The 18,893-nt window shown below is 64.6% G+C and carries 15 protein-coding genes; 8 read left to right on the forward strand and 7 right to left on the reverse strand.

Annotated features, from left to right (window positions below; genetic code table 11):
• Positions 1 to 6 precede the first annotated feature (6 nt).
• From NYR97_RS12930 to NYR97_RS12945, 4 genes are all read right to left on the reverse strand, one after another.
• Positions 7 to 735, reverse strand: a complete 729-nt coding sequence (locus NYR97_RS12930) for a UTRA domain-containing protein (protein WP_316693647.1) — start codon at positions 733 to 735, stop codon at positions 7 to 9.
• A 105-nt stretch (positions 736 to 840) separates the two neighbouring features.
• A complete protein-coding gene (pnuC, locus tag NYR97_RS12935; RefSeq protein WP_316693649.1) occupies positions 841 to 1,416 on the reverse strand; it encodes a nicotinamide riboside transporter PnuC in 576 nt (191 codons plus the stop codon).
• Positions 1,417 to 1,619: 203 nt separating this feature from the next.
• Positions 1,620 to 3,788, reverse strand: a complete 2,169-nt coding sequence (locus NYR97_RS12940; protein WP_316693650.1) for a TonB-dependent receptor — start codon at positions 3,786 to 3,788, stop codon at positions 1,620 to 1,622.
• A 32-nt stretch (positions 3,789 to 3,820) separates the two neighbouring features.
• Positions 3,821 to 4,978 (reverse strand): phosphotransferase enzyme family protein, encoded by a 1,158-nt coding sequence (locus tag NYR97_RS12945; RefSeq protein WP_316693652.1) that lies wholly within the window; start codon positions 4,976 to 4,978, stop codon positions 3,821 to 3,823.
• A gap of 371 nt (positions 4,979 to 5,349) precedes the next feature.
• Between NYR97_RS12945 and NYR97_RS12950 the strand changes: the two genes are divergently transcribed.
• The 6 genes from NYR97_RS12950 to pncB all read left to right on the forward strand — a co-directional run bounded on the left by NYR97_RS12950 (position 5,350) and on the right by pncB (position 12,931).
• Positions 5,350 to 6,189 (forward strand): glycosyltransferase family 2 protein, encoded by an 840-nt coding sequence (locus NYR97_RS12950; RefSeq protein WP_316693654.1) that lies wholly within the window; start codon positions 5,350 to 5,352, stop codon positions 6,187 to 6,189.
• Positions 6,190 to 6,318: 129 nt separating this feature from the next.
• Positions 6,319 to 7,356 carry a hypothetical protein gene (locus NYR97_RS12955; protein ID WP_316693656.1) on the forward strand — a complete coding sequence of 346 codons (1,038 nt, stop codon included), beginning with the start codon at positions 6,319 to 6,321 and terminating at the stop codon, positions 7,354 to 7,356.
• Positions 7,357 to 7,368: 12 nt separating this feature from the next.
• A complete protein-coding gene (locus NYR97_RS12960) occupies positions 7,369 to 9,276 on the forward strand; it encodes a glycosyltransferase family 2 protein (RefSeq protein ID WP_205392440.1) in 1,908 nt (635 codons plus the stop codon).
• Between the two features lie 49 nt (positions 9,277 to 9,325).
• Positions 9,326 to 10,627 carry a hypothetical protein gene (locus tag NYR97_RS12965; protein WP_316698216.1) on the forward strand — a complete coding sequence of 434 codons (1,302 nt, stop codon included), beginning with the start codon at positions 9,326 to 9,328 and terminating at the stop codon, positions 10,625 to 10,627.
• The gene (locus NYR97_RS12970) at positions 10,609 to 11,577 is read left to right on the forward strand and encodes a glycoside hydrolase family 113 (protein WP_205392439.1); all 969 of its coding nucleotides are present in this window, start codon (positions 10,609 to 10,611) and stop codon (positions 11,575 to 11,577) included. The genes NYR97_RS12965 and NYR97_RS12970 overlap by 19 nt, the downstream gene beginning before the upstream one ends.
• Before the next feature lie 172 nt (positions 11,578 to 11,749).
• Positions 11,750 to 12,931: a nicotinate phosphoribosyltransferase gene (pncB, locus tag NYR97_RS12975; protein ID WP_316693661.1), complete on the forward strand. Its 1,182-nt coding sequence runs from the start codon at positions 11,750 to 11,752 to the stop codon at positions 12,929 to 12,931.
• A gap of 61 nt (positions 12,932 to 12,992) precedes the next feature.
• On the opposite strand, the gene NYR97_RS12980 is transcribed toward pncB, so the two are convergent.
• The gene (locus tag NYR97_RS12980) at positions 12,993 to 14,651 is read right to left on the reverse strand and encodes a PA domain-containing protein (protein WP_205392437.1); all 1,659 of its coding nucleotides are present in this window, start codon (positions 14,649 to 14,651) and stop codon (positions 12,993 to 12,995) included.
• A complete protein-coding gene (locus NYR97_RS12985) occupies positions 14,644 to 15,057 on the reverse strand; it encodes a post-PEP-CTERM-1 domain-containing protein (RefSeq protein ID WP_074056667.1) in 414 nt (137 codons plus the stop codon). The genes NYR97_RS12980 and NYR97_RS12985 overlap by 8 nt, the downstream gene beginning before the upstream one ends.
• A gap of 614 nt (positions 15,058 to 15,671) precedes the next feature.
• On the opposite strand from NYR97_RS12985, the gene def reads away from it, so the two are divergent.
• On the forward strand, positions 15,672 to 16,187 hold the full coding sequence (def, locus tag NYR97_RS12990) for a peptide deformylase (RefSeq protein ID WP_006452558.1): 516 nt from the start codon (positions 15,672 to 15,674) through the stop codon (positions 16,185 to 16,187).
• 173 nt (positions 16,188 to 16,360) lie between these two features.
• On the opposite strand, the gene ettA is transcribed toward def, so the two are convergent.
• Positions 16,361 to 18,022, reverse strand: coding sequence for an energy-dependent translational throttle protein EttA (gene ettA, locus NYR97_RS12995; RefSeq protein WP_006452559.1), 1,662 nt, complete (start codon positions 18,020 to 18,022; stop codon positions 16,361 to 16,363).
• 224 nt (positions 18,023 to 18,246) lie between these two features.
• On the opposite strand from ettA, the gene NYR97_RS13000 reads away from it, so the two are divergent.
• Positions 18,247 to 18,750, forward strand: a complete 504-nt coding sequence (locus NYR97_RS13000; protein WP_205392436.1) for an RcnB family protein — start codon at positions 18,247 to 18,249, stop codon at positions 18,748 to 18,750.
• Positions 18,751 to 18,893 lie beyond the last annotated feature (143 nt).

Genomic DNA, 18,893 nt, shown 5'->3' on the forward strand with positions numbered 1-18,893 from the left:
TCGCCCTCAAGAAGCCGGCCGCGTCGGCGCCTCGGTGCGCACCACCACGTCCAGTGCATCGTGACGCCAGGATTCGATATCGAGTTCCACCGCGCGGCCGTCTTCGGCAAAGCTGACCCGCTGCAGCCGGAAGCACGGTGTGCCGGTGGTGGATTGCAGCAACATGGCTTGCGTGGCATCCAGCCCGGCCGGGTGCATCGAGACGTGCGCGCGGCTCAGAAACAACCCCAGTTTCTGGTTGAACACGCTGGACAGCGAACCGGCCAGATCGTGTTCGAGCAGGCCCGGTGCCCAGGCGGCCAGCACCACGTTGGTTTCCAGCAATACCGCGCGGCGGTCGATCCAGCGCCGGCGTTGCAGCACGAAGACCTCTTCGTACGCTGTTTCCAACCGCAATGCCGCAGCGAACGCGGCACCGGCTGCCTGCCGGGTGGCACTCAGCAGTTCGGTGCGCGGCTTGCGCCCTTGCGCGGCCACGTACTGCATGAAGCCGGCGATGCTGGTGGGGTCGTAGCGCACGCGCGGTGCGCTGACAAACCAGCCGCGTCGGTTTTCGCGGTAAATGCGGCCTTCGGCTTCCAGCTGCTGCAAGGCCTCGCGCAAGGTGATGCGGGTGCAGGCGAAGCGCTCTGCAAGCTCGCGCTCCACCGGCAGGCGCTGGTCCGGGCCCCATTCGCCGTCCGCGATCTGCGCGGAAATGACTTCGGTGATGGCGTGTTGGCGCGACACGCTCATGCGGCGATCCGCCGATGACGGAGGCAGCGCATGTGCAAGGCAGTGTGATGAAAGAGATGCATGTTGCGATGGTAAAGAAGAACGCGCCCACAAACCGCACATGGCTCAGTCGATGCCTGCCGGGTTCTGCTTCTGTTGGGTGTTCCAGCTACGCCATCCATACATCGCCAGCAGCACGAAACCGGCGTAGAGCAGGGCAGTGGGGTATAGCGCTTTGCTGAGGAACACGCCCACGTAAATACAATCGAGCACGATCCACAGCACCCAGTTGGCGATGCGTTTGCGCGCGGCCCACACGCTGGCGACCAGGCTGAAGCTGGCCAGCGCCGCATCCAGCCACGGCAGCACAGCATCGGTGCGGTGATGCATGTAGGCGCCGAGCGCGGCGGCAAACAGTGCGCCGATGCCTAGCGACACCAACAGCTCCGCGTGCGGCATCGGCAATGGACGAATTCGCATGTCTGCGGCGGTTCCGCGTTGCCAGTGCCACCAGCCGTACAGCTGGGTCAGCACGTAGACGCCTTGCAGCAGCATGTCCGAGTATAGCTTCCACTGATAGAACAGCCAGGCGTACAGCGCCACCGCCACGATGCCGACCGGCCAGCACCAGCGAATACGCCGCGCGGTCAGCCAGACGCCGAGCAGGTTGATAACGACGGCGATGGATTCGAGCGATGACATGGATTGTCTGAAGGGAACGCCTAAAGGGAACGAGGGATGGAGGATGGATCGCGATGCAGGGCTGCAGAACGGTTCAAGGCGACCGTGCAAGCAGGTGGACGCCGTTCACCGTTTGCAGCCACACGTGCAGCGCAGTCGGCCCGCGCAGCACTACCGTGGCGTGCCGCACGCGTCAGCTGATCGAATGGCCGCATGGGCTGTTTTTAGAAGTCCACCTGCACCGTCAGACGCGCCGTACGCGGCGCGCCCGGGAACAGATACGCATCGCCCTGGTATTCGCCGGAATCGCGCCAGTAGCGTTTGTCGAACACGTTGTCCACGTTCAAGCGCCAGGTCGTTGCCAAGCCGCCCAGTGCAGTGGCGTAGCGTGCGCCCAGATTGGCCACGGTATAGGCCGGCACGCTGGCATTGCCGAGGCGATCGGCGAACTTGCGCCCGCTGTATTGCACGCCTGCCAGCAGCGCCAGGCCATCGATGCCGGGCACGCTGTAGTCGGCCTGCACGCTGGCGCGCAGCTTGGGCACGTTGATCGCCTGATGGCCTTCGTACTCGGCAATGTCGGTGTCTTCTGCACGCGAGCGGATCGCCGCAACGCTGGCGAAGATGCGGAGTTGTTCGGTGGCCGCGCCGTCGGCCGATAACTCTAGACCGCGATTGTGCAAGCGGCCTTGTTGCACGTAGAGCAGGCCGCCGTCGGCCTGCGGTTGGGTGAACTGGTAGGCCTGGCGGATGTCGAACAGTGCTGCGCCAAGACGCAGGCCATCGAGCTCGATCTTCGCGCCGGTTTCCAGCTGATACGCGTTGGTGGGCGGCAGGATTTCATCGGCGTTGTCGGCAAACCACGGTGCGGTGCCGCCGGCTGCCAGGCTTTTGGCGTAGCTGGCATACAACGCCACCTGCTGCTGCGGCTTGAACAGCAGCGCCGCCTGCGGCAGCACTGCGTCCTTGCGCGTGCGTCGTTCCAGCAGCCCGTCGCGATCGAACGCGCGCTCGTCCAGCCGCACATAACGCGCGCCCAGCGACAACTCCCATTGCGAACCCAGACCAATGCGGTCAGCCAATACCAACGCGCGTTGACGGCTATCCAGGCGGCGTTGCTTCGGGTCCAGTGCCACGTCGGTTTGTGTAAACACCTCCGGGTCGCGCTCGATGCTGCCGCTGCCGACGAACTCGTTGACCGAGCCGAAACGGTCGATGGTGCGGCGAAGCCAATCGCCACCGATGCTCAGACGGTGATCCAGCATGCCGGTGACCACATGGCCTTCCAGCGTGGCGCGCACCTGATCGTGCACGCGGGTGTCGTCGGGACTGCGGTAGTCGTAAACGTCGTACTCGCCCTGCGCGCTGAAAAAGTTGGGCGTGACGATATCGGCGCAGCTGGCCGCGCCATAACAACCCCAGGCAAACGCGGAAAAGTCGTTGATCACCGAACGGCTGCGCGAGGCTTCTGCGGTGGCACGCCAGTTGTCGTTGAATTGATACGCGTAACGCAGCTGCGCATTGAGCGAATCCATCTCCACCGGCCGCGACCACGGTTGGTAGCCAAGCAAACGACGTACATCGATAGCGCGCGGCACCTGGGTGCCACCGAGTAGCTGATAGCCGGGCACCGAGCGCTGTTGCCGATGCTGGTATTCCACATCCAGTTGCAGCAGCGATTGCGGGCTGATCTTCCAGTCGCCGGCCAGCGAGAGGAAATTGCGATAGCCATCGGCATGGTCGACATAGCTGTTGATGTCTTCGCGTGCGGCATTGACGCGCAGGCCCAGGCTGCGCTCGGCGCCAAACCAGTCGCCCAGGTCGGCGGCGACATAGCGTGAGCCTTGTTCGTCGGTACCCAGGGTCACGCTGCGTACGTGCTCTGGCCGCTTGGTGCGGTAGTCGATCAGCCCGGCCGGTTCGTTGACACCCGATTGCAGCCCGGCCAGACCTTTGAGCAGTTGCACCTGCTGCTTGTTCTCCAGCGCGATGGACTGCTCGCCCACCGCGCTCAGGCCGTTGATGCGGTAACTGTTGGCAGCGTTGAGCGAATAGCCACGCACCACAAAATTTTCGTAGTAGCCGATCGGCGCATACGCATCGCCAGCGGAAGCATCGGCGCGCAAGACCTCGCTGAGCACGCGTGCCTGACGATCGAGCAATTGCTGGCGATCGAACACTGCGATCGAGGCCGGTGCATCCAGCAGGCGCGTGGCACCGAATCCGGTCAATGCAGTGTTTGCATCGGCACGTTCGCCACGTACGTTGACTGCATCCAGTTCGACCGCTGCGTCGTCGGGTTGTTGTTGCGCCAACGCCGGCGTGGCGATGCACAGCGCCAGTGCAAGCGCGAGCGGGCAGCGAGAGAGCAGGGTGGTGGGGGACACAGGCATGGGCAAGACTCGAAAAGAAGGAAGAAAAACGCTCATGGCAGACGGCGCGCACGCGCGCGCAGGTGTTCGATCAGACGCTGGCCATCGGCACTGGCAAACCAGTCCGCGTGGCCAAGCAGATAACGGTGATAGGCGATGTCGGCGTTGCCGGCCGAGCGGGTGATGCCGGCGAAGTACTCGATCTCGCTCAAGGCGAAATCGGCATGCACGATCGGCAGCAAGGCGGCGAGCAGGCGCAGTTGCGCAGCCCCCAGCGGGCAGTGCTGTGCGTACCCGTCCAGCAGTGCGTCGAGTTGGTCCAGCTGCGGTTGCGCGCGTTGCCCGTTGTCCAGATTCAGCCACGGAATCAGATTGCGTTCGATCGCGGTGGCCAGATCGAATAACGCAAAACTGCGATCGCACAGGCCAAAGTCGAACACCGCGCCGACCTCGGTGTCCCCGTCCTGCGTGCGCCACAACAGGTTTGAGGCATGCCAGTCGCCATGCGTCCACAGCGGCGGCATCGCCCCCGGTGCGGACAACAACGGCCATGCCTGTGCGTGCCAGGGCAGCAGATGTGCGGCCAGATCGCTGCGCCACGGCCGCTGTTCAAGATCGGCGGCCAGGCCAGGGCGCGACAACAGTGCCTGTTCCAATGCCTGGATCGGGTCTGCCTGCGCAAACACGCTGAAGTTGGCGACCAGTACGCTGGTGTCGCGCGGCGGCGCGTCGAATCCCTGGGCTGCCAGATGCAGGCGTGCCAAGGCAGCACCGGCTGCGAACGCATGCTGGTCGCTATGGAACGCGGTCCACGACAACGCATCGCGGTACAGATCGTTCCCGGCGCCGACGCGTTGCACTTCGTAGACCCAATCGCCTTGCGTCAATGCGGTGCGGCCCTGGGCATCGTGCAGCACCTCGACCACCGGCGCGCCGGCCCAGCGCAGATGCGCCATGAAGACGTGTTCCTCGCGCAGCGCAGCGACCGTGCGTACGCGGCAGTGGTGACGCTTGACGATCAGCGGGCCGGTTGCGGTGTCCACGCATGCAGCGGCGGAAAAGGGGCGCGCGCTATGCCAGCGGATCACCTCGCCACCGGCATGGCCGGACAAGCGCTGCAACACGCGATGGATCTCGTCGGCGTTCAGCATCGGCCAGTCCGGCAGCGCCAATTCCAGGCTCATGCCATGCACCTGATGCTCGGTGCTCATGGGCACACGCTCGGCAAGAGAGCGCTGACAGGGAGTGTCAGTGGTATAGACCAAAAGGACGGAGCCGATGCATCAGACCCGGCGCGCACGCCAGCAACGACACAGACGGCGCTGCCAGGCCGTCGTTGCATCGCGCGCGCCATCAGGCGGTCGCGACGCATGGAGTGATAAGGCAGCGCAACACCGAAAGGTCGCTGGCCGTCATCTCATGGATCAGGTGTAGTGGGTGCGCCGCAGGCGGCGCTGCCGAAAACCGCATGGCGGCCTTCGGGCGCGCAGTATGCCTGCTCAAGCAGGCCGCCGTCATGCCGGCCTTGTAGGAGCGACGACGGCGATGGCGCTGCGCGGGCTTGGCACGGGATAATTGCCGGATGACGCCTGTCCAGATCGCCGCCGTTGTCGTTACCTATCAGAGCAGCAGCACGATCGATGCCTGCCTGTCGCGGTTGCGCGCGGCCGAGGGCATCAGCGAAATCCGGGTGGTCGACAACGCGTCCAGCGACGACACCCTGGAGGTCGTGCAGCGGCATGCGCTGGCCGATGCGCGGGTGCATTTCATCGCCAATCCCGACAACCCCGGCTTTGCGACCGCCTGCAATCAAGGCGCCCGCGACTCGCAGGCGCCCTGGCTGGTCTTCATCAATCCGGACCTGATGGTCGAACGCGACACCCTGGTGCAGCTGCGCGCGCGCGCGGCCGGGCACGCGGCGGTGCTGTTGGGCGTGGAGCAGGTGGACGAACAGGGGCGGCCGGATGCCGCAGTGCGCCGCCGCGATCCGGACTTTGCCGCGATGCTGCGCGCGCCGCGTGCCGCCGCCCAGTTGGCGGTGCCAGCCAACCCGGCGGTGGCGCTGCAGCCGGTGGACGCCATCTCCGGGGCCTTGATGCTGATGCAACGCAGCCTGTTCGACCGACTCGACGGCTGGGATGGCGATTACCGCCTGCACGCCGAAGATCTGGACCTGTGCCGGCGCGCGCGCCAGGCCGGTGCGCTGGTCGCGGTGGCCAACGATCTGCAGGTGGTGCACGTGCGCGGCGTCTCCAGCCGGGCGCGGCCGTTCTTCGTCGAATGGCATAAGCACCGCGGGTTGTGGCGCTATTTCCGCAAGTTCGAGGCCGGTCAACGCGGGTTTGCGACCCGGCTCGGCGTCTGGCTTGCCATCTGGACCCATGCCGCCGCGCAGGTACCGCGTTTGTTGCAAAAGAGATGAGTTCGCTAGTGTTAAATTTGTGATAAATCAGTGATGGCGGCAGGCCGAAACTGTGATACGTTTCGCCTAGAAGTGTGATCAATCCCTAGCTTCCTGTCCCTTCCGGGTCCCCCATCAGGAATCGTACAAATGTCTTTACAGAACGACCCGCGCTTGCGGGTACGTCAGTCGTGCCTCGCCTCGCCGCACTCCGGCTCGGCTGCTTCACCGCCGCACCTCACCCGCAACCTCCGCCGTTTGCCGCTGGCATCTGCCTCGGCGCTTGCGCTGGGCTGTGCGCTGGCCGCGTCGCCAGGCACGGCGTTGGCCGGTGCCTGGACCCAACCGCAGGGCGACACGCTGGTGATCGTCAAGGCGCTGCATAGCGATGGCCGTGGCTGGTTCGACGATAGCCATCACCGCACCACGTTCGGTGACGGCCAACAATTCGATGGAAACGGGCGTAGCCGCCAGGACCAGCTGAATGTCTACGTCGAGCATGGTCTGACCGACAAGCTCAGTTTTATCGGCAATTTCTATTTCACCGACGTCGGTTTCAGCAACTACGGCGGAGATGGCCGTACGCGCACCAGCACCACCGGTCTTGCCGATCAGGAAATCGGCCTGCGCTACGCGCTGCCGAGCGCGCAGGACGATGTCTGGCGCAGTTCGGTGCAGGCGTTGGTCAGCATCCCGGCGTATGGCCGCAGCAAGACCTACCATCCCACTCCGGTTCCCGGCGCAAACTCCGATCCTGCGCTCGGCCTTGGTGACTATGGCCTGGAACTGCGTTACAGCCGCGGGCGTGGTTACACGCTGGGCGGGCGCAACGGTTATGTCGATCTGGGTGGTGCGGTGCGCTTGCGCGGTAGCGCCGCCTCCGACGAAGTGCGGGTGGATGCGTCCACCGGTCTGAGCCTGACCCCGAGCTGGTTGTTGCTCGGCGAAGTCAACGTGATTCAGGGCCTGGGCAACGGGCGTAACAACGCCAATGTTGTTACCGATCTGGCCACGGGTAATGGCTACGTCGCCACTGGCACCAACTACGACCTCACCAAGCTGCAGCTGTCCACGCTATACACCGCGCCCGGCGGTAGCCAGTGGCAGGTGGGGTACCAGCAGCCGGTGATGGGCCGCAACACCGCTGCTGCAGGCGGGCCATTCGTGGCCGCCTGGTGGCGGTTCTAAGGACACATGACAATGACGGTCACCTGCGAAATGGAAGCGCTGGGACGGGCACCGGACATCGGCCGCGAACGCGGTCTGTTGGGTCGCGCGCTGGTCACGGCAGGCGTCATCACCGACGAACAGCTGCGCTCGGCGCTGGCCTTGCAGCAACGCTGGAACTCGCGTCTGGGCGATGTGATCCTGGCCCAGCGCGGCGTGCCGGCGCAGCGGTTCTACGCCATCGTCGCCGCGCACTTCGGTCTTGAGTTCATCGACCTGGTGCAGCAGCCGCCGGATCCGGAACTGCTCACCCCCGGCGATCTGGAAAGCTACGCGCAGCGTCTGCTGTTGCCGTGGCGGCGCGAAGACGGCGTGCTGGTGCTGGCGGTGGCCGATCCCGACCCGGCGTTGTTTGCCTGGGCGCGCGCCCACTACGGCGAAGAGGTGCGGTTTGTCGGTACAGCCAAGTTCGACATCATCTGGAGCCTGCAGCGCTACGCCGACGAGCAGCTCACCGACAACGCACTGAACCTGCTCGCCGCGCATGCGCCGACCTATTCGGCACGCCAGGTGGTGACGCGCGGACAGAAGTTCACGCTATGGGCGATCGCTGCGGTGCTGGTGACGGCGCTGGTGCTGTTCCCGGTGCCGGCGTTGATCACGGTCAACGTGCTGGTGGCGCTCGGGTTCCTTGCGACTTTCGGACTGAAGCTGCTGCTGGTGTGGTTCGGCTCGCGCCATCGCATCGACATCAAGGTCACCGAGGACGAAGTGGCCGCGCTGCGCGACGACGACCTGCCGGTCTATACCGTGCTGGTGCCGATGTACAAGGAGCCGGAAGTCCTGCCGATTCTGGCCAACGCGCTGCGCAAGCTGGATTATCCGATCAGCAAGCTCGACGTGAAGCTGGTGCTGGAAGCGGACGACTTCGACACCATCGATGCGGCCAAGAAACTCGGGCTGGAAGCGTTCTTCGAAATCATCCGGGTGCCGCCGTCGCAGCCCAAGACCAAACCCAAGGCCTGCAACTACGCGCTGCATTTTGCGCGTGGCGAGCTGCTCACCATCTACGACGCCGAAGACAAGCCCGAGCCGGATCAGCTCAAGCGTGTGGTGGCCGCATTCCGCAAGGCCGAAAAAGATGTGGTGTGCATCCAGGCGCGCCTGAACTACTACAACGCCGACGAGAACTGGCTGACGCGGATGTTCACGCTGGAGTACACGCTCTGGTTCGACTTCTACCTGCCGGCGCTGGAATATCTGCGCATCCCGATTCCGCTGGGCGGCACCTCCAATCACTTCCGTCTGGATGTGTTGCGCCAGGTGCGTGCGTGGGATCCGTACAACGTCACCGAAGACGCCGACCTGGGCGTGCGGCTGATCCAGAACGGGTATCGCGTCAACGTGGTCAACTCCACCACGTTCGAAGAAGCCAACGTCAGCATTCCCAACTGGATCCGGCAGCGTTCGCGCTGGCTCAAGGGGTATATGCAGACCTGGCTGGTGCACATGCGCGACCCGGTGCATCTGTATCGCAGCACCGGTTTCAAGGGCTTCTGGGGATTTCAGTTCTTCATCGGCGGCGGCTTCTTTACCGCGCTGGGCGTGCCGGTGTTGTGGGCCTTGTATGTGGTCTGGGCGGTCACCGGAACAAACGCGTTCGAGCGCTTCTTCCCGCCGTGGCTGGCCACCATCTCGCTGGTCAATCTGTTATTGGCCAACGCGTTTTTCATCTACATCACGCTGGTGGCTGCGTTCAAGCGCGACTACTTCAAGCTGGCGCCTTACGCGCTGACGGTGCCGTTCTATTGGGCGTTGCAGTCGATCGCCGCTTACAAGGGTCTCTGGCAGCTGATCCACAATCCGTTCTATTGGGAGAAGACCACTCATGGCCTCAGCAAGCATTCGGAAAACGAGCGTCGCGCCGCACTCGACGAGTGAATCGGTCACACCGCGTCGCGACAGCGGGCTACCAGCGTTTCTGGTCGCCGTGGTGGCGTTGTCGCTGCTGAGCCAGCCGTTGTTGGTGCAGTCGGTGGGTACGGCCGCACCGGCGATGGCGCCGGGTGCAGGCTTGCCGGCGACAGGGCTATTGTCGTGGGCGATCGATCTTGGGCTGCACAGCTGGAATCTGCCGTTCCAGGTGTGGCCGTTCGTGGCGGTGGCTGCCAATGCGCTGTTCCTGTCGCTGCTATGGCGCGATCTGGCCGGCGTGTTCGGACGCGGCTGGGCCAGCGGGCTGACGCTGCTGGTGGGTTGCAACCCGCTATTTCTGCTGCCGATCGCCGCAGGCGGTAGCCAGGCGGTGGGTCTGCTCGCGTTCTATGGCTTGTGCCGCACCCTGCGGCGCTTGCAGACGCCGGTAGAGGCCTTCACTTACCTGCGTATCGCCGGTTGGTTGTGCATCCTGCTGTGCCTGGATCTGCAGACCCTGGCGTTGTCGACGATGGTGGCGCCGTGGCTGCTGCTGGTGATGCCACCGCAGATGCTGCGCAAGGCGCCGGGTTCGTTCTACCTGGTGTGCTACCTGCCGTTCGCGTTTCTGGTCGGCATGTGGTCCTACGTCAATCTGACCGTGTTCAACGCACCATGGCCGACGCTGTCCAGCATCGCGCAGGGTGCGCATCCACTGCCGTTGCCCTTGGCGGAGCATGCAGAAGGCTGGTTGCCGGCCGTGCGTTGGGGCGTGGCGGCGGCGGTGTGCTTCCCGATCCTGGCGTTGCTGGCACGCAGCCGTAGTGGCGCGCTCACGCGCGGCGTGGTGGCCAGTGCCGGCACGGTGGTCTGTGCGGCGGCGTTGTCGTTCGCCTTCGGCTGGGCCGGCTTCGATGCCTTGTTGCTGCTGTGGGTGCCGGCGGCCTTGTTGTTGCGCGCGCTGCGTGCCGATCAGCGTAGCCAGGCGGCCGGCTTGTTGTTGCTCGGCCTGGTCGGTGCGGCGTGGGTGCAGCCGCAGGGCTGGGGTAGCTGGCTGCGTGCAGCGCCTGCCGATGCGCAGTCGCTGTTGCAGGGCGAGGCGCTGGTGATGGCCGCGCCGGTGTCGCTACCGGCGAGTCGCACAGTGGCGCCTGCAGCAGCGAATGCCGCTGTGGTGCAGCCGGCAGATGCCGCCATGGCTAGGGTTGATGCCACTGCGGCAACGCGTGTTGCTGCCGATGGCGCCTCGTCCGGCGCTGCGCCGGACACGGTCGTGCATCCCGGCAAGCGCACGGCAACTCTGGGTGCAACGGAGTGCGCGCATCCTACGACACCGTTGACCAGCGAGGCCTCTGCCGCATGTTCAAACGCGTTCTAAGCAGCGTGTTGTTGGCCGGCGTGTGCATGCTGGCAACCGGATGCAACGCGGACGCATCGACGTGGATGGGCGCAAACGTCAAGGTGTCGGCCAATGCGCCGTGGGAGAGCGCGTCTGCGGCGCAGTCGCTGGACGCGCTGGCCAAGACCGGTGCCAGCAAGGCGCTGCTGGTGGCGTTTGTGTGGCAGGCCAATCCGCAGTCCGACGACCCGGTACTCGGCAGCGACAGCAGTGTGGAAGCCATGCGCGCCGCATTGCGCCAAAGCCACCGCGCCGGGTTGCAAACCACGCTCAAGGTGCATGTGTGGATTCCGGGCCATTGGGCGGGCGATACCGAGCCTACCGATCAGGCGGCCTGGTTTTCCGCGTATCAGAACGCGCTGTTGCCGCTGGCCAGACTGGCCGAAGACGAACACGCCGAAGCGCTGGTGATCGGCACCGAATTGCGCAAGCTGCAGGACGCGCCGCAATGGCCCGGCCTGGTAGCAGAAGTCCGCAAGGTCTATCGCGGCAAAGTGTTGTACGTGGCCGACGGCATGGAGCATGCCGAGAGCTTCCGCTACTGGGCGTTGTTCGATGCGGTGGGCACCAGCCTGTATCCGCGTCTGTCCGAAGCGGCCGCCACGCGCACGGCAGAGATGAACGCCGCTGCGCAGCGCCTGCAGCAGTTGGGACAACGCGTGGGCAAACCGGTGTGGGTGGCCGAGCTGGGCCTGCGCTCTGCACGCGGTAGCCTGGCCGCACCCTGGGAAAGCCCCGAACAACGCGCCGCCGCGGTCGATACGCGGTTGCAGCTGCAGGTGTTGCAGCAGTGGCGCAAGGTGCTGCAGGCGCATGGCGTGGAAGGCATCGCGCTGTGGTGCTGGTACACCGACCCCAAGGCCGGCGGGCCGGGCGATAGCGACTTCACCGTGCAGGGCAAGCCGGCGCAGCAGGTGCTGGCGCGCTGAGCGATTGCGCTTGGCATCGTCCAGGGACAGTGGCGAGCGCCATTGCCTAGGTATCGCCGAAGTAGATCGCCCGGCGCACTGCCGCTGCGCTGCCCTTGCAGCGTGGCGGCGCCCAGGGCATCGGATTGGCTTGCACGCAGCGCGATCGCCGCTACGGGCATAATCCGGCGGCATGATCATCCACTCGCTGCTCGACACCGACCTGTATAAATTCACCATGATGCAGGCGGTGCTGCATCAACACCCGGCCGCGCAGGTCGACTATCGCTTCAAGTGCCGCACGCCCGGTGTGGATCTGGCGCGGTTCATCGAGGAGATCTCGCGCGAGATCGATGCGTTGTGCCGGTTGCGGCTACGCGAGGATGAAGTGGCCTACCTGCGCAGCCTGCGCTTCATCAAGCCGGATTTTGCCGACTTCCTGGCGCTGTTTCATCTGGATCGCAAGTATCTGCAGCTGTCGGCCTCGACTACCCATCCGGGCGAGATCGAGCTGACCATCCGTGGCCCGTGGTTGCACACCATCCTGTTCGAAGTGCCATTGCTGGCGATCATCAACGAGGTGTGGTTCCGCAACACCTCCGAGCCGGATTTCGAGCAAGGCCGCAGCCGCCTGCGCGAGAAGGTGAGCAGCCTGCGCAGCATGCCGGCCGGCTGCAAGATCGCCGACTACGGTACCCGTCGGCGCTATTCGCAGCAGTGGCATGGCGAGTTGCTGCCGTTGCTGCGCGACGGCCTGGGCGAACAGTTCGTCGGCACCAGCAACGTCTATTTCGCCAAGCATTACGGCCTGACCCCGCTGGGCACGATGGCGCACGAGTATCTGCAGGCCTTCCAGGCGCTGGGGCCGCGGCTGCGCGATTCGCAGGTGGCGGCGCTGGAATCGTGGGCGCGCGAGTACCGCGGCGATCTGGGTATCGCGCTGTCCGACGTGGTCGGGCTGGATGCGTTTCTGCGCGATTTCGACCTGTATTTCTGCAAGTTGTTCGACGGCATGCGCCATGATTCGGGCGATCCGTTCGACTGGGGCGAGCGGGTCATCGCGCACTTCCGGGCGCACCGCATCGACCCCGCGACCAAAGTGCTGGTGTTCAGCGATGGCCTCAACATCGACAAGGTGATGCGGCTGTACGCGCATTTCCATACCCGCTGCCGGCTGGCGTTCGGCGTGGGCACCAGCCTCACCAACGACCTGGGGCCGACGCCGCTGCAGATCGTGATCAAGATGGTCCGCTGCAATGGCCAGCCGGTGGCAAAGCTCAGCGATTCGCCCGGCAAGAGCATGTGCGACGATCCCGGCTACCTGCGCTATCTGCGCGATGTGTTCGGGCTGCCGCCGCTACCGGAATCAGCGTGATGCAGATAAACGAACGGCGCCTTTCGGCGCCGCTCGCATCACATGCAGTGAATCTTGCTGTTTACGGACGCACCTTGGTGGCGCAGACGAACACCGACGCCTGTTGCACGCGGCTGATGGCGCCCTGGTTCTGCAATTCGCGCGCGTGCTCGTCCATGCAGGTCAGGTAACCGAGACGGTTGCCGGCGTTCTGGGTCTTGCACAGGCTGCTTTCGGCCGAGATGTTCGCGCCGGGAATCAACCCGCCGGTCTCCAGCGTCGGTACCAGCGTGTTGCAGCTACCGAGCTTGGCCAGCCCGCGGTTCAAGGTCCACCCGATATCGGCAAACATCGCCGGGGTCAGGTCGATATTGAGCTGCGCCTGCACTTCCGGCGTGTCGAACGGTTCCATCAACGCGTTCGGCTGCAGATCGGTATCGAAGTGCGAGAACGTCGAACCGCCGGCCACCACGCTGGGCGCGTACAAGCGTGTACGGCCTTCGCTGTCGGTGCCCTGCAACAGCTCGGGATCTTCGTACAACGCCGCGACCACTGCGGTGCTGCTCTTCAGACGCGCACCATCGGCCTGCGACACCATGATCGCCGGGATGGTGATGTCGGTGATCGGCGGCGCGGCATTGCCCATCGTCTGCACGCCCGCCGCGTTGTTGGCGACGATCACGCCCACCGCGCCGTTGAGCTGGGCATTTTTCACCTTGATCGCGAACGCGCAGGTGCCACGGTCGATCAGCGCCACCTTGCCGGCCACAGCAGCCGCATTGGCGAACGGCGTCTCGCAGCCATCGCCGGCCGACGGTGCCGCCACGCCATCGTTGACCGTCACCACCGACTTGGCCGGGAAATTGGCCGCACTGGCCAGCGGCCCGAAGCTGGCAAAGCCCACCTCGTACTTGCCGGCTGCGCTGGCCGGTGCGGTCACCCGCAGCAAGGTGCGCGGATCCAGGATCAACGCCGCCTCGCGGTTGACGCGCGTGCCCGCCCACACCGTACGACCCGGTGTGCGCATCGCTTCTGCACGCAGCGCGTTGGTCATGGTCGGGTCGTCGAAACGCTTGTTCTGCACATTGTCGAAGGCCTGCGCGGTGTAGACGTCGGTCAGGCCGGTGCCCGAGCCGAGCACACCGGTGGTCTTGTTGAGGAAGCCCGCTGCGCCCAGGCCGTGGCCGATCTCATGCATCACCACGTTGAGGAAGTTGATCTGGCCTTCTGGCGTCTTGCCGTCCAGACCCAGGTACCAGCCCGATCCGGCCAGGCAATCTTCCTTGCCCAGGTCGCCGTTGAATTGCGAAAAAACATCGGCCGGATCGTTCGGATCGGGCACCAGATCCTGCCCGGCGATCGCATCGCCCAACGCGGACGGATACAGCGTATTGGGCTTGGAACCGGGGAAATCGTTGACGATCCAGTTCGGGCCGGCCTGACCCAGCGTGCCGCCGGTGGCGGTACAGGTCAGCCGCGCGAACGAGGCATACACCTTGATCTCGACGTTGCTCTGCAGCACCGCACCCCACAGGTCCATGGCGTACTGGTAGGCGATGCGGCGCTGTTCGCCCACCGAGCGCCCGGGATTGCCGCCTAATGGCGCTGCGGTGGTGGGATCGTTCAAGCCAACGCTGGTGCCGGCATCGCCATTGATCAGCGTGACGTTGGCGGCGCTGGCGTGCAGCGGCGCGATGGCGGCGGCCACGGCCAGAGACAACAGCAACAGGGGCTTATTCATGCGGCAGCGCTCCGTGCTCGGCGTGGGCGGGTTGGGTGTCGGCATCGTCGCTGTGTTCGATGACGATGCGGCCATCGGCCTGACGGGTCGCGGCCAGCGAACTCATCTGCGTGGCCGGCAGTTTGCGCGCCACGGTGCCGTTGGGCAGGCGTCGCTCGGTCGCGCGTGCGGCGGCTTCGGTCTGCGGAACCGTGGTGCGTGCAGCACTGCTGCGGGCCGACGACGCAGCCTGCTGATCCAGCGCCGCGCTCTCGGCGTCGGTCAGCGGGCGCAGCTTGCCGGTGGCGGGGTCGATGCCGACCTTGGAACTGCTGGTTGCGGCCTCTTGCGCGACGGCCAGGGCCGGCAGGCAGACGACGCACAGCACACCGGACAGCATCCATCCGGGCTTACGAAAGCTCATCATCGTTGGGGTTTCCTTGAGTCCAACAGGGGGAAAAGGGATGCCGTGCAGACACCGGCATTCGGGAGATCCTTCCGTTTCAGTCTGTTCATGACTGAATCATGAATCCGTGACTTGTGTCAATCTTTTGACATGCAAGCCCCCTTAATGCGAAGCGGTGACCTGAAACAGTCAGTCAGTTGCTTGCCATGGGATATTTTCCGGAGTTCCCAACACCAGTTGGGCCCGAATTGGTCGAATTTTTGACGCGAGCCGCGTGCTGGGCGGCTGGTGTGCGGCTGATGGACAGCAAGCCGGCTTTGGTCCGTGCAACGCTTCGCATCGACGACGCTGTCTCCTTCACTCCGGCCAGCAGGCCAAGGCTGCGACAGCAGATTCCTTCTCCTATCGAGAGAAGGTGCCCCGCAGGCGCGGATGCGGGTACGAGCGAAGCCCGTCTCCGCCGGTAGAAGGAAACCGAGCCGGGCAGCCAACTGAGATCAGAACGTGAAGTGCCAACGCAGCGGGATCCGATGTCCCAGTTGCGAATCCGCCAATCCCCAATCCCAGATCCCGAACCTCACCTACGCCTACCGAACAGGTTCTAAAATCCCGTCACGTTTCCCGGGAGCAGCTAGATGATTCGCGAGATTATCCGCATGGGCGACAAACGCCTGCTGCGTGTGGCGCCACCGGTCACCAACCTGGGTAGCGCCGAGCTGCGCACCTTGGTGGCCGATATGTTCGAGACCATGGACGATGCACGTGGCGTGGGTCTGGCCGCACCGCAGATCGCGGTGGATCTGCAATTGATGGTGTTCGGGTTCGAGGCCAGCGAGCGTTACCCCGAAGCGCCGGCGGTGCCGCGCACCGCATTGGCCAATGCACAGATCGAACCGCTGTCGGAGGAGATGGAAAACGGGTGGGAAGGCTGCCTGTCCATTCCCGGATTACGCGCGGTGATCCCACGCTATCGCTTCATCCGTTATCGTGGCTTCGCACCCGATGGCAGTCCGATCGAGCGCGAGGCCGAAGGCTTCCACGCGCGCGTGGTGCAGCACGAATACGATCACCTGGTCGGCCGCCTGTATCCCTCGCGCATCGAAAACTTCGACACCTTCGGCTTCGAAGACGTGCTGTCTTACGAGCTGTAACGCAGCGGCCAACGGTGCGCTCCATCCTCGACGGCGCGGTTTGTCGACGCAACGCCACTGAACTCCGCACGTAAAAAGGGCGCCTTTCGGCGCCCTTGTCTTACGAGTGGCTGACAAACCGTAGCGAGCAGTCGCCTGGCGGCGAGCGCAGCCGTTTTGTAGGCCGCTCTTGCTTACTTGAGCGCCTTGAAGCGCAGACGCTTGGGACCGGCGTCGTCGCCCATGCGGCGCTTCTTGTCTTCTTCGTACTCGCGGTAGTTGCCCTGGAAGAACTCCACGTGCGAGTCGCCTTCGAAGGCGATAATGTGCGTGGCGATGCGATCCAGGAACCAGCGATCATGCGAAATCACGAAGGTGTTGCCGGGGAATTCCAGCAACGCATCTTCCAGCGCACGCAGGGTTTCGATGTCCAGGTCGTTGGATGGTTCGTCGAGCAGCAATACGTTGCCGCCTTGCAACAGCGTCTTGGCCATGTGCAGACGACCGCGCTCACCGCCGGAGAGCGAGCCGACCATCTTCTGCTGGTCCTGGCCCTTGAAGTTGAAGCGGCCGATGTAGGCGCGCGACTGGATCTCCACGCCGTTGATGTTGAGGATGTCCAGACCGCCGGCGATTTCCTGGAACACGTTGTGGTTGCCTTCCAGCTTGTCGCGGCTCTGGTCCACGTAGGCCAGCTTCACGGTCGGCCCGAGCACGATCTCGCCCGAATCCGGGGTCTCCATGCCGGTGATCATCTTGAACAGGGTCGACTTACCGGCACCGTTGGGGCCGATGATGCCGACGATCGCGCCACCGGGCACCAGGAAGCTCAGATTGTCGATCAGCAGGCGGTCGCCGAACTTCTTGGTGACGTTCTTGAACTCGAGCACGGCATTGCCCAGGCGCTCGCCCGGCGGAATGAAGATCTCGTTGGTCTCGTTGCGGCGCTGGTAGTCCACTGACTGCAGTTCTTCCAGGCGGGCCAGACGCGCCTTGCCCTTGGTGCGGCCGCCCTTGGCGTTCTGGCGCGACCATTCCAGTTCCTTCTGGATCGCCTTCTGGCGTGACTTTTCCTGATTGTCTTCCTGCTTGAGGCGTTCGTCCTTCTGGGTCAGCCAGTCGGTGTAGTTGCCCTTCCACGGAATGCCGCGGCCGCGGTCCAGTTCCAGGATCCACTCGGCTGCGTTGTCCAGGAAGTAGCGATCATGCGTCACCGCCACCACGGTGCCGGTGTAGCGCGCCAGGAACTGTTCCAGCCATTCGACCGATTCGGCGTCCAGATGGTTGGTCGGTTCGTCGAGCAGCAGCATGTCCGGCTTCTGCAGCAGCAGGCGGCACAGCGCCACGCGGCGCTTTTCGCCACCGGATAGCGGGCCGATCAGCGCTTCCCACGGCGGCAGACGCAGCGCGTCGGCGGCCACTTCCAGCTGCTGTTCGACCATATGCGCATCGCCGGCGGCCAGGATGGCTTCCAGGCGCTGCTGCTCGGCGGCCAGCTTGTCGAAGTCGGCGCCTTCCTCGGCGTAGGCTTCGTAGATCTTGTCCAGCGCGGCCTGGGCCTGCAGCACTTCGCCGACGCCTTCCTCCACCGCCTGACGCACGGTGTGCTCGGGGTTGAGTTCGGGTTCCTGCGCCAGATAGCCGACCTTGATGCCGGCCTGCGGGCGCGCTTCGCCGCTGAAATCGGTGTCCACGCCGGCCATGATCTTCAGCACGGTCGACTTGCCCGAGCCGTTCAGGCCGAGCAGGCCGATCTTGGCGCCCGGGAAGAACGACAGCGAGATGTCCTTGATGATCTGGCGCTTCGGCGGCACCGTCTTGCTGACGCCGTTCATGGTGTAAATGTATTGCGACATGGGGGCTCCGTGGACGCAGGCAGCCCGCCGGCCGAGGCCGGAGGCAGCGGAAAAGGGATTGCGCCGATTATACGGGCAAGTGCCAGGGCACGCGGGAGCAGGGTTGCAGCTAAACGGCAGCTTACTTCTCACCTGAATGGGCGTTTTCGTAACCGATTCCAGCAAGAATGCGTTAAGGCGCCGGGCGCATTAATGCAGTTGCGACATCGCAAACAGGAGCTGTCATGAACCGCAAACGCATCGTTACCGTTGTGCTTTCCTCCATCCTGGCGCTTGGCTCCGTGGTACCGGCCGCATTCGCCGGAGACTGGGACCGCGACCACGATCGCCGCGGCCATGGCCGCGACTGGCGTAATGATCGTCGCGACGACCATCGCAACGACCGTCGTGAGTGGCGGGACGACCGCCAGGCCGACCGCCGCGACTGGCGCCAGGACCGCCGTTACTATGGCAATGGCTACCGTGAGGGCTATCGCGACGCGCGCTACCGTGATCGCCACTACGACCGTGGCGGGTATGCCTACGTACCGGCGCCGGTCTACTACGGCCGTCCAGCCTATGTGCGTGGTCACCGCTATCAGGGTCCGATTTACGTGGTCAACGATTACGACCGCTACAACCTGCGCTACCCGCCGCGCGGCTATCGCTGGCAGCGCGACAACACCGGCAACTTCCTGCTGGTGGCCATCGCAACCGGTGTGATCGCCGATCTGGTGCTCAACAACTAAGCGTTGGCGATCGACTTGGTCCGGCCCGGCAAGCGGGCAGGCCATCACCCAAAGGCGCACTCCGGTGCGCCTTTGTCTTTTGAAGGCGCGGGCGCCATGGTGCGCGTGGGGCGTGCCAGCATCGCAATTGGTCACCTGTCCAT

This window comes from Xanthomonas hydrangeae, from assembly GCF_032697525.1.
GTDB classification, from domain to species: domain Bacteria; phylum Pseudomonadota; class Gammaproteobacteria; order Xanthomonadales; family Xanthomonadaceae; genus Xanthomonas; species Xanthomonas hydrangeae.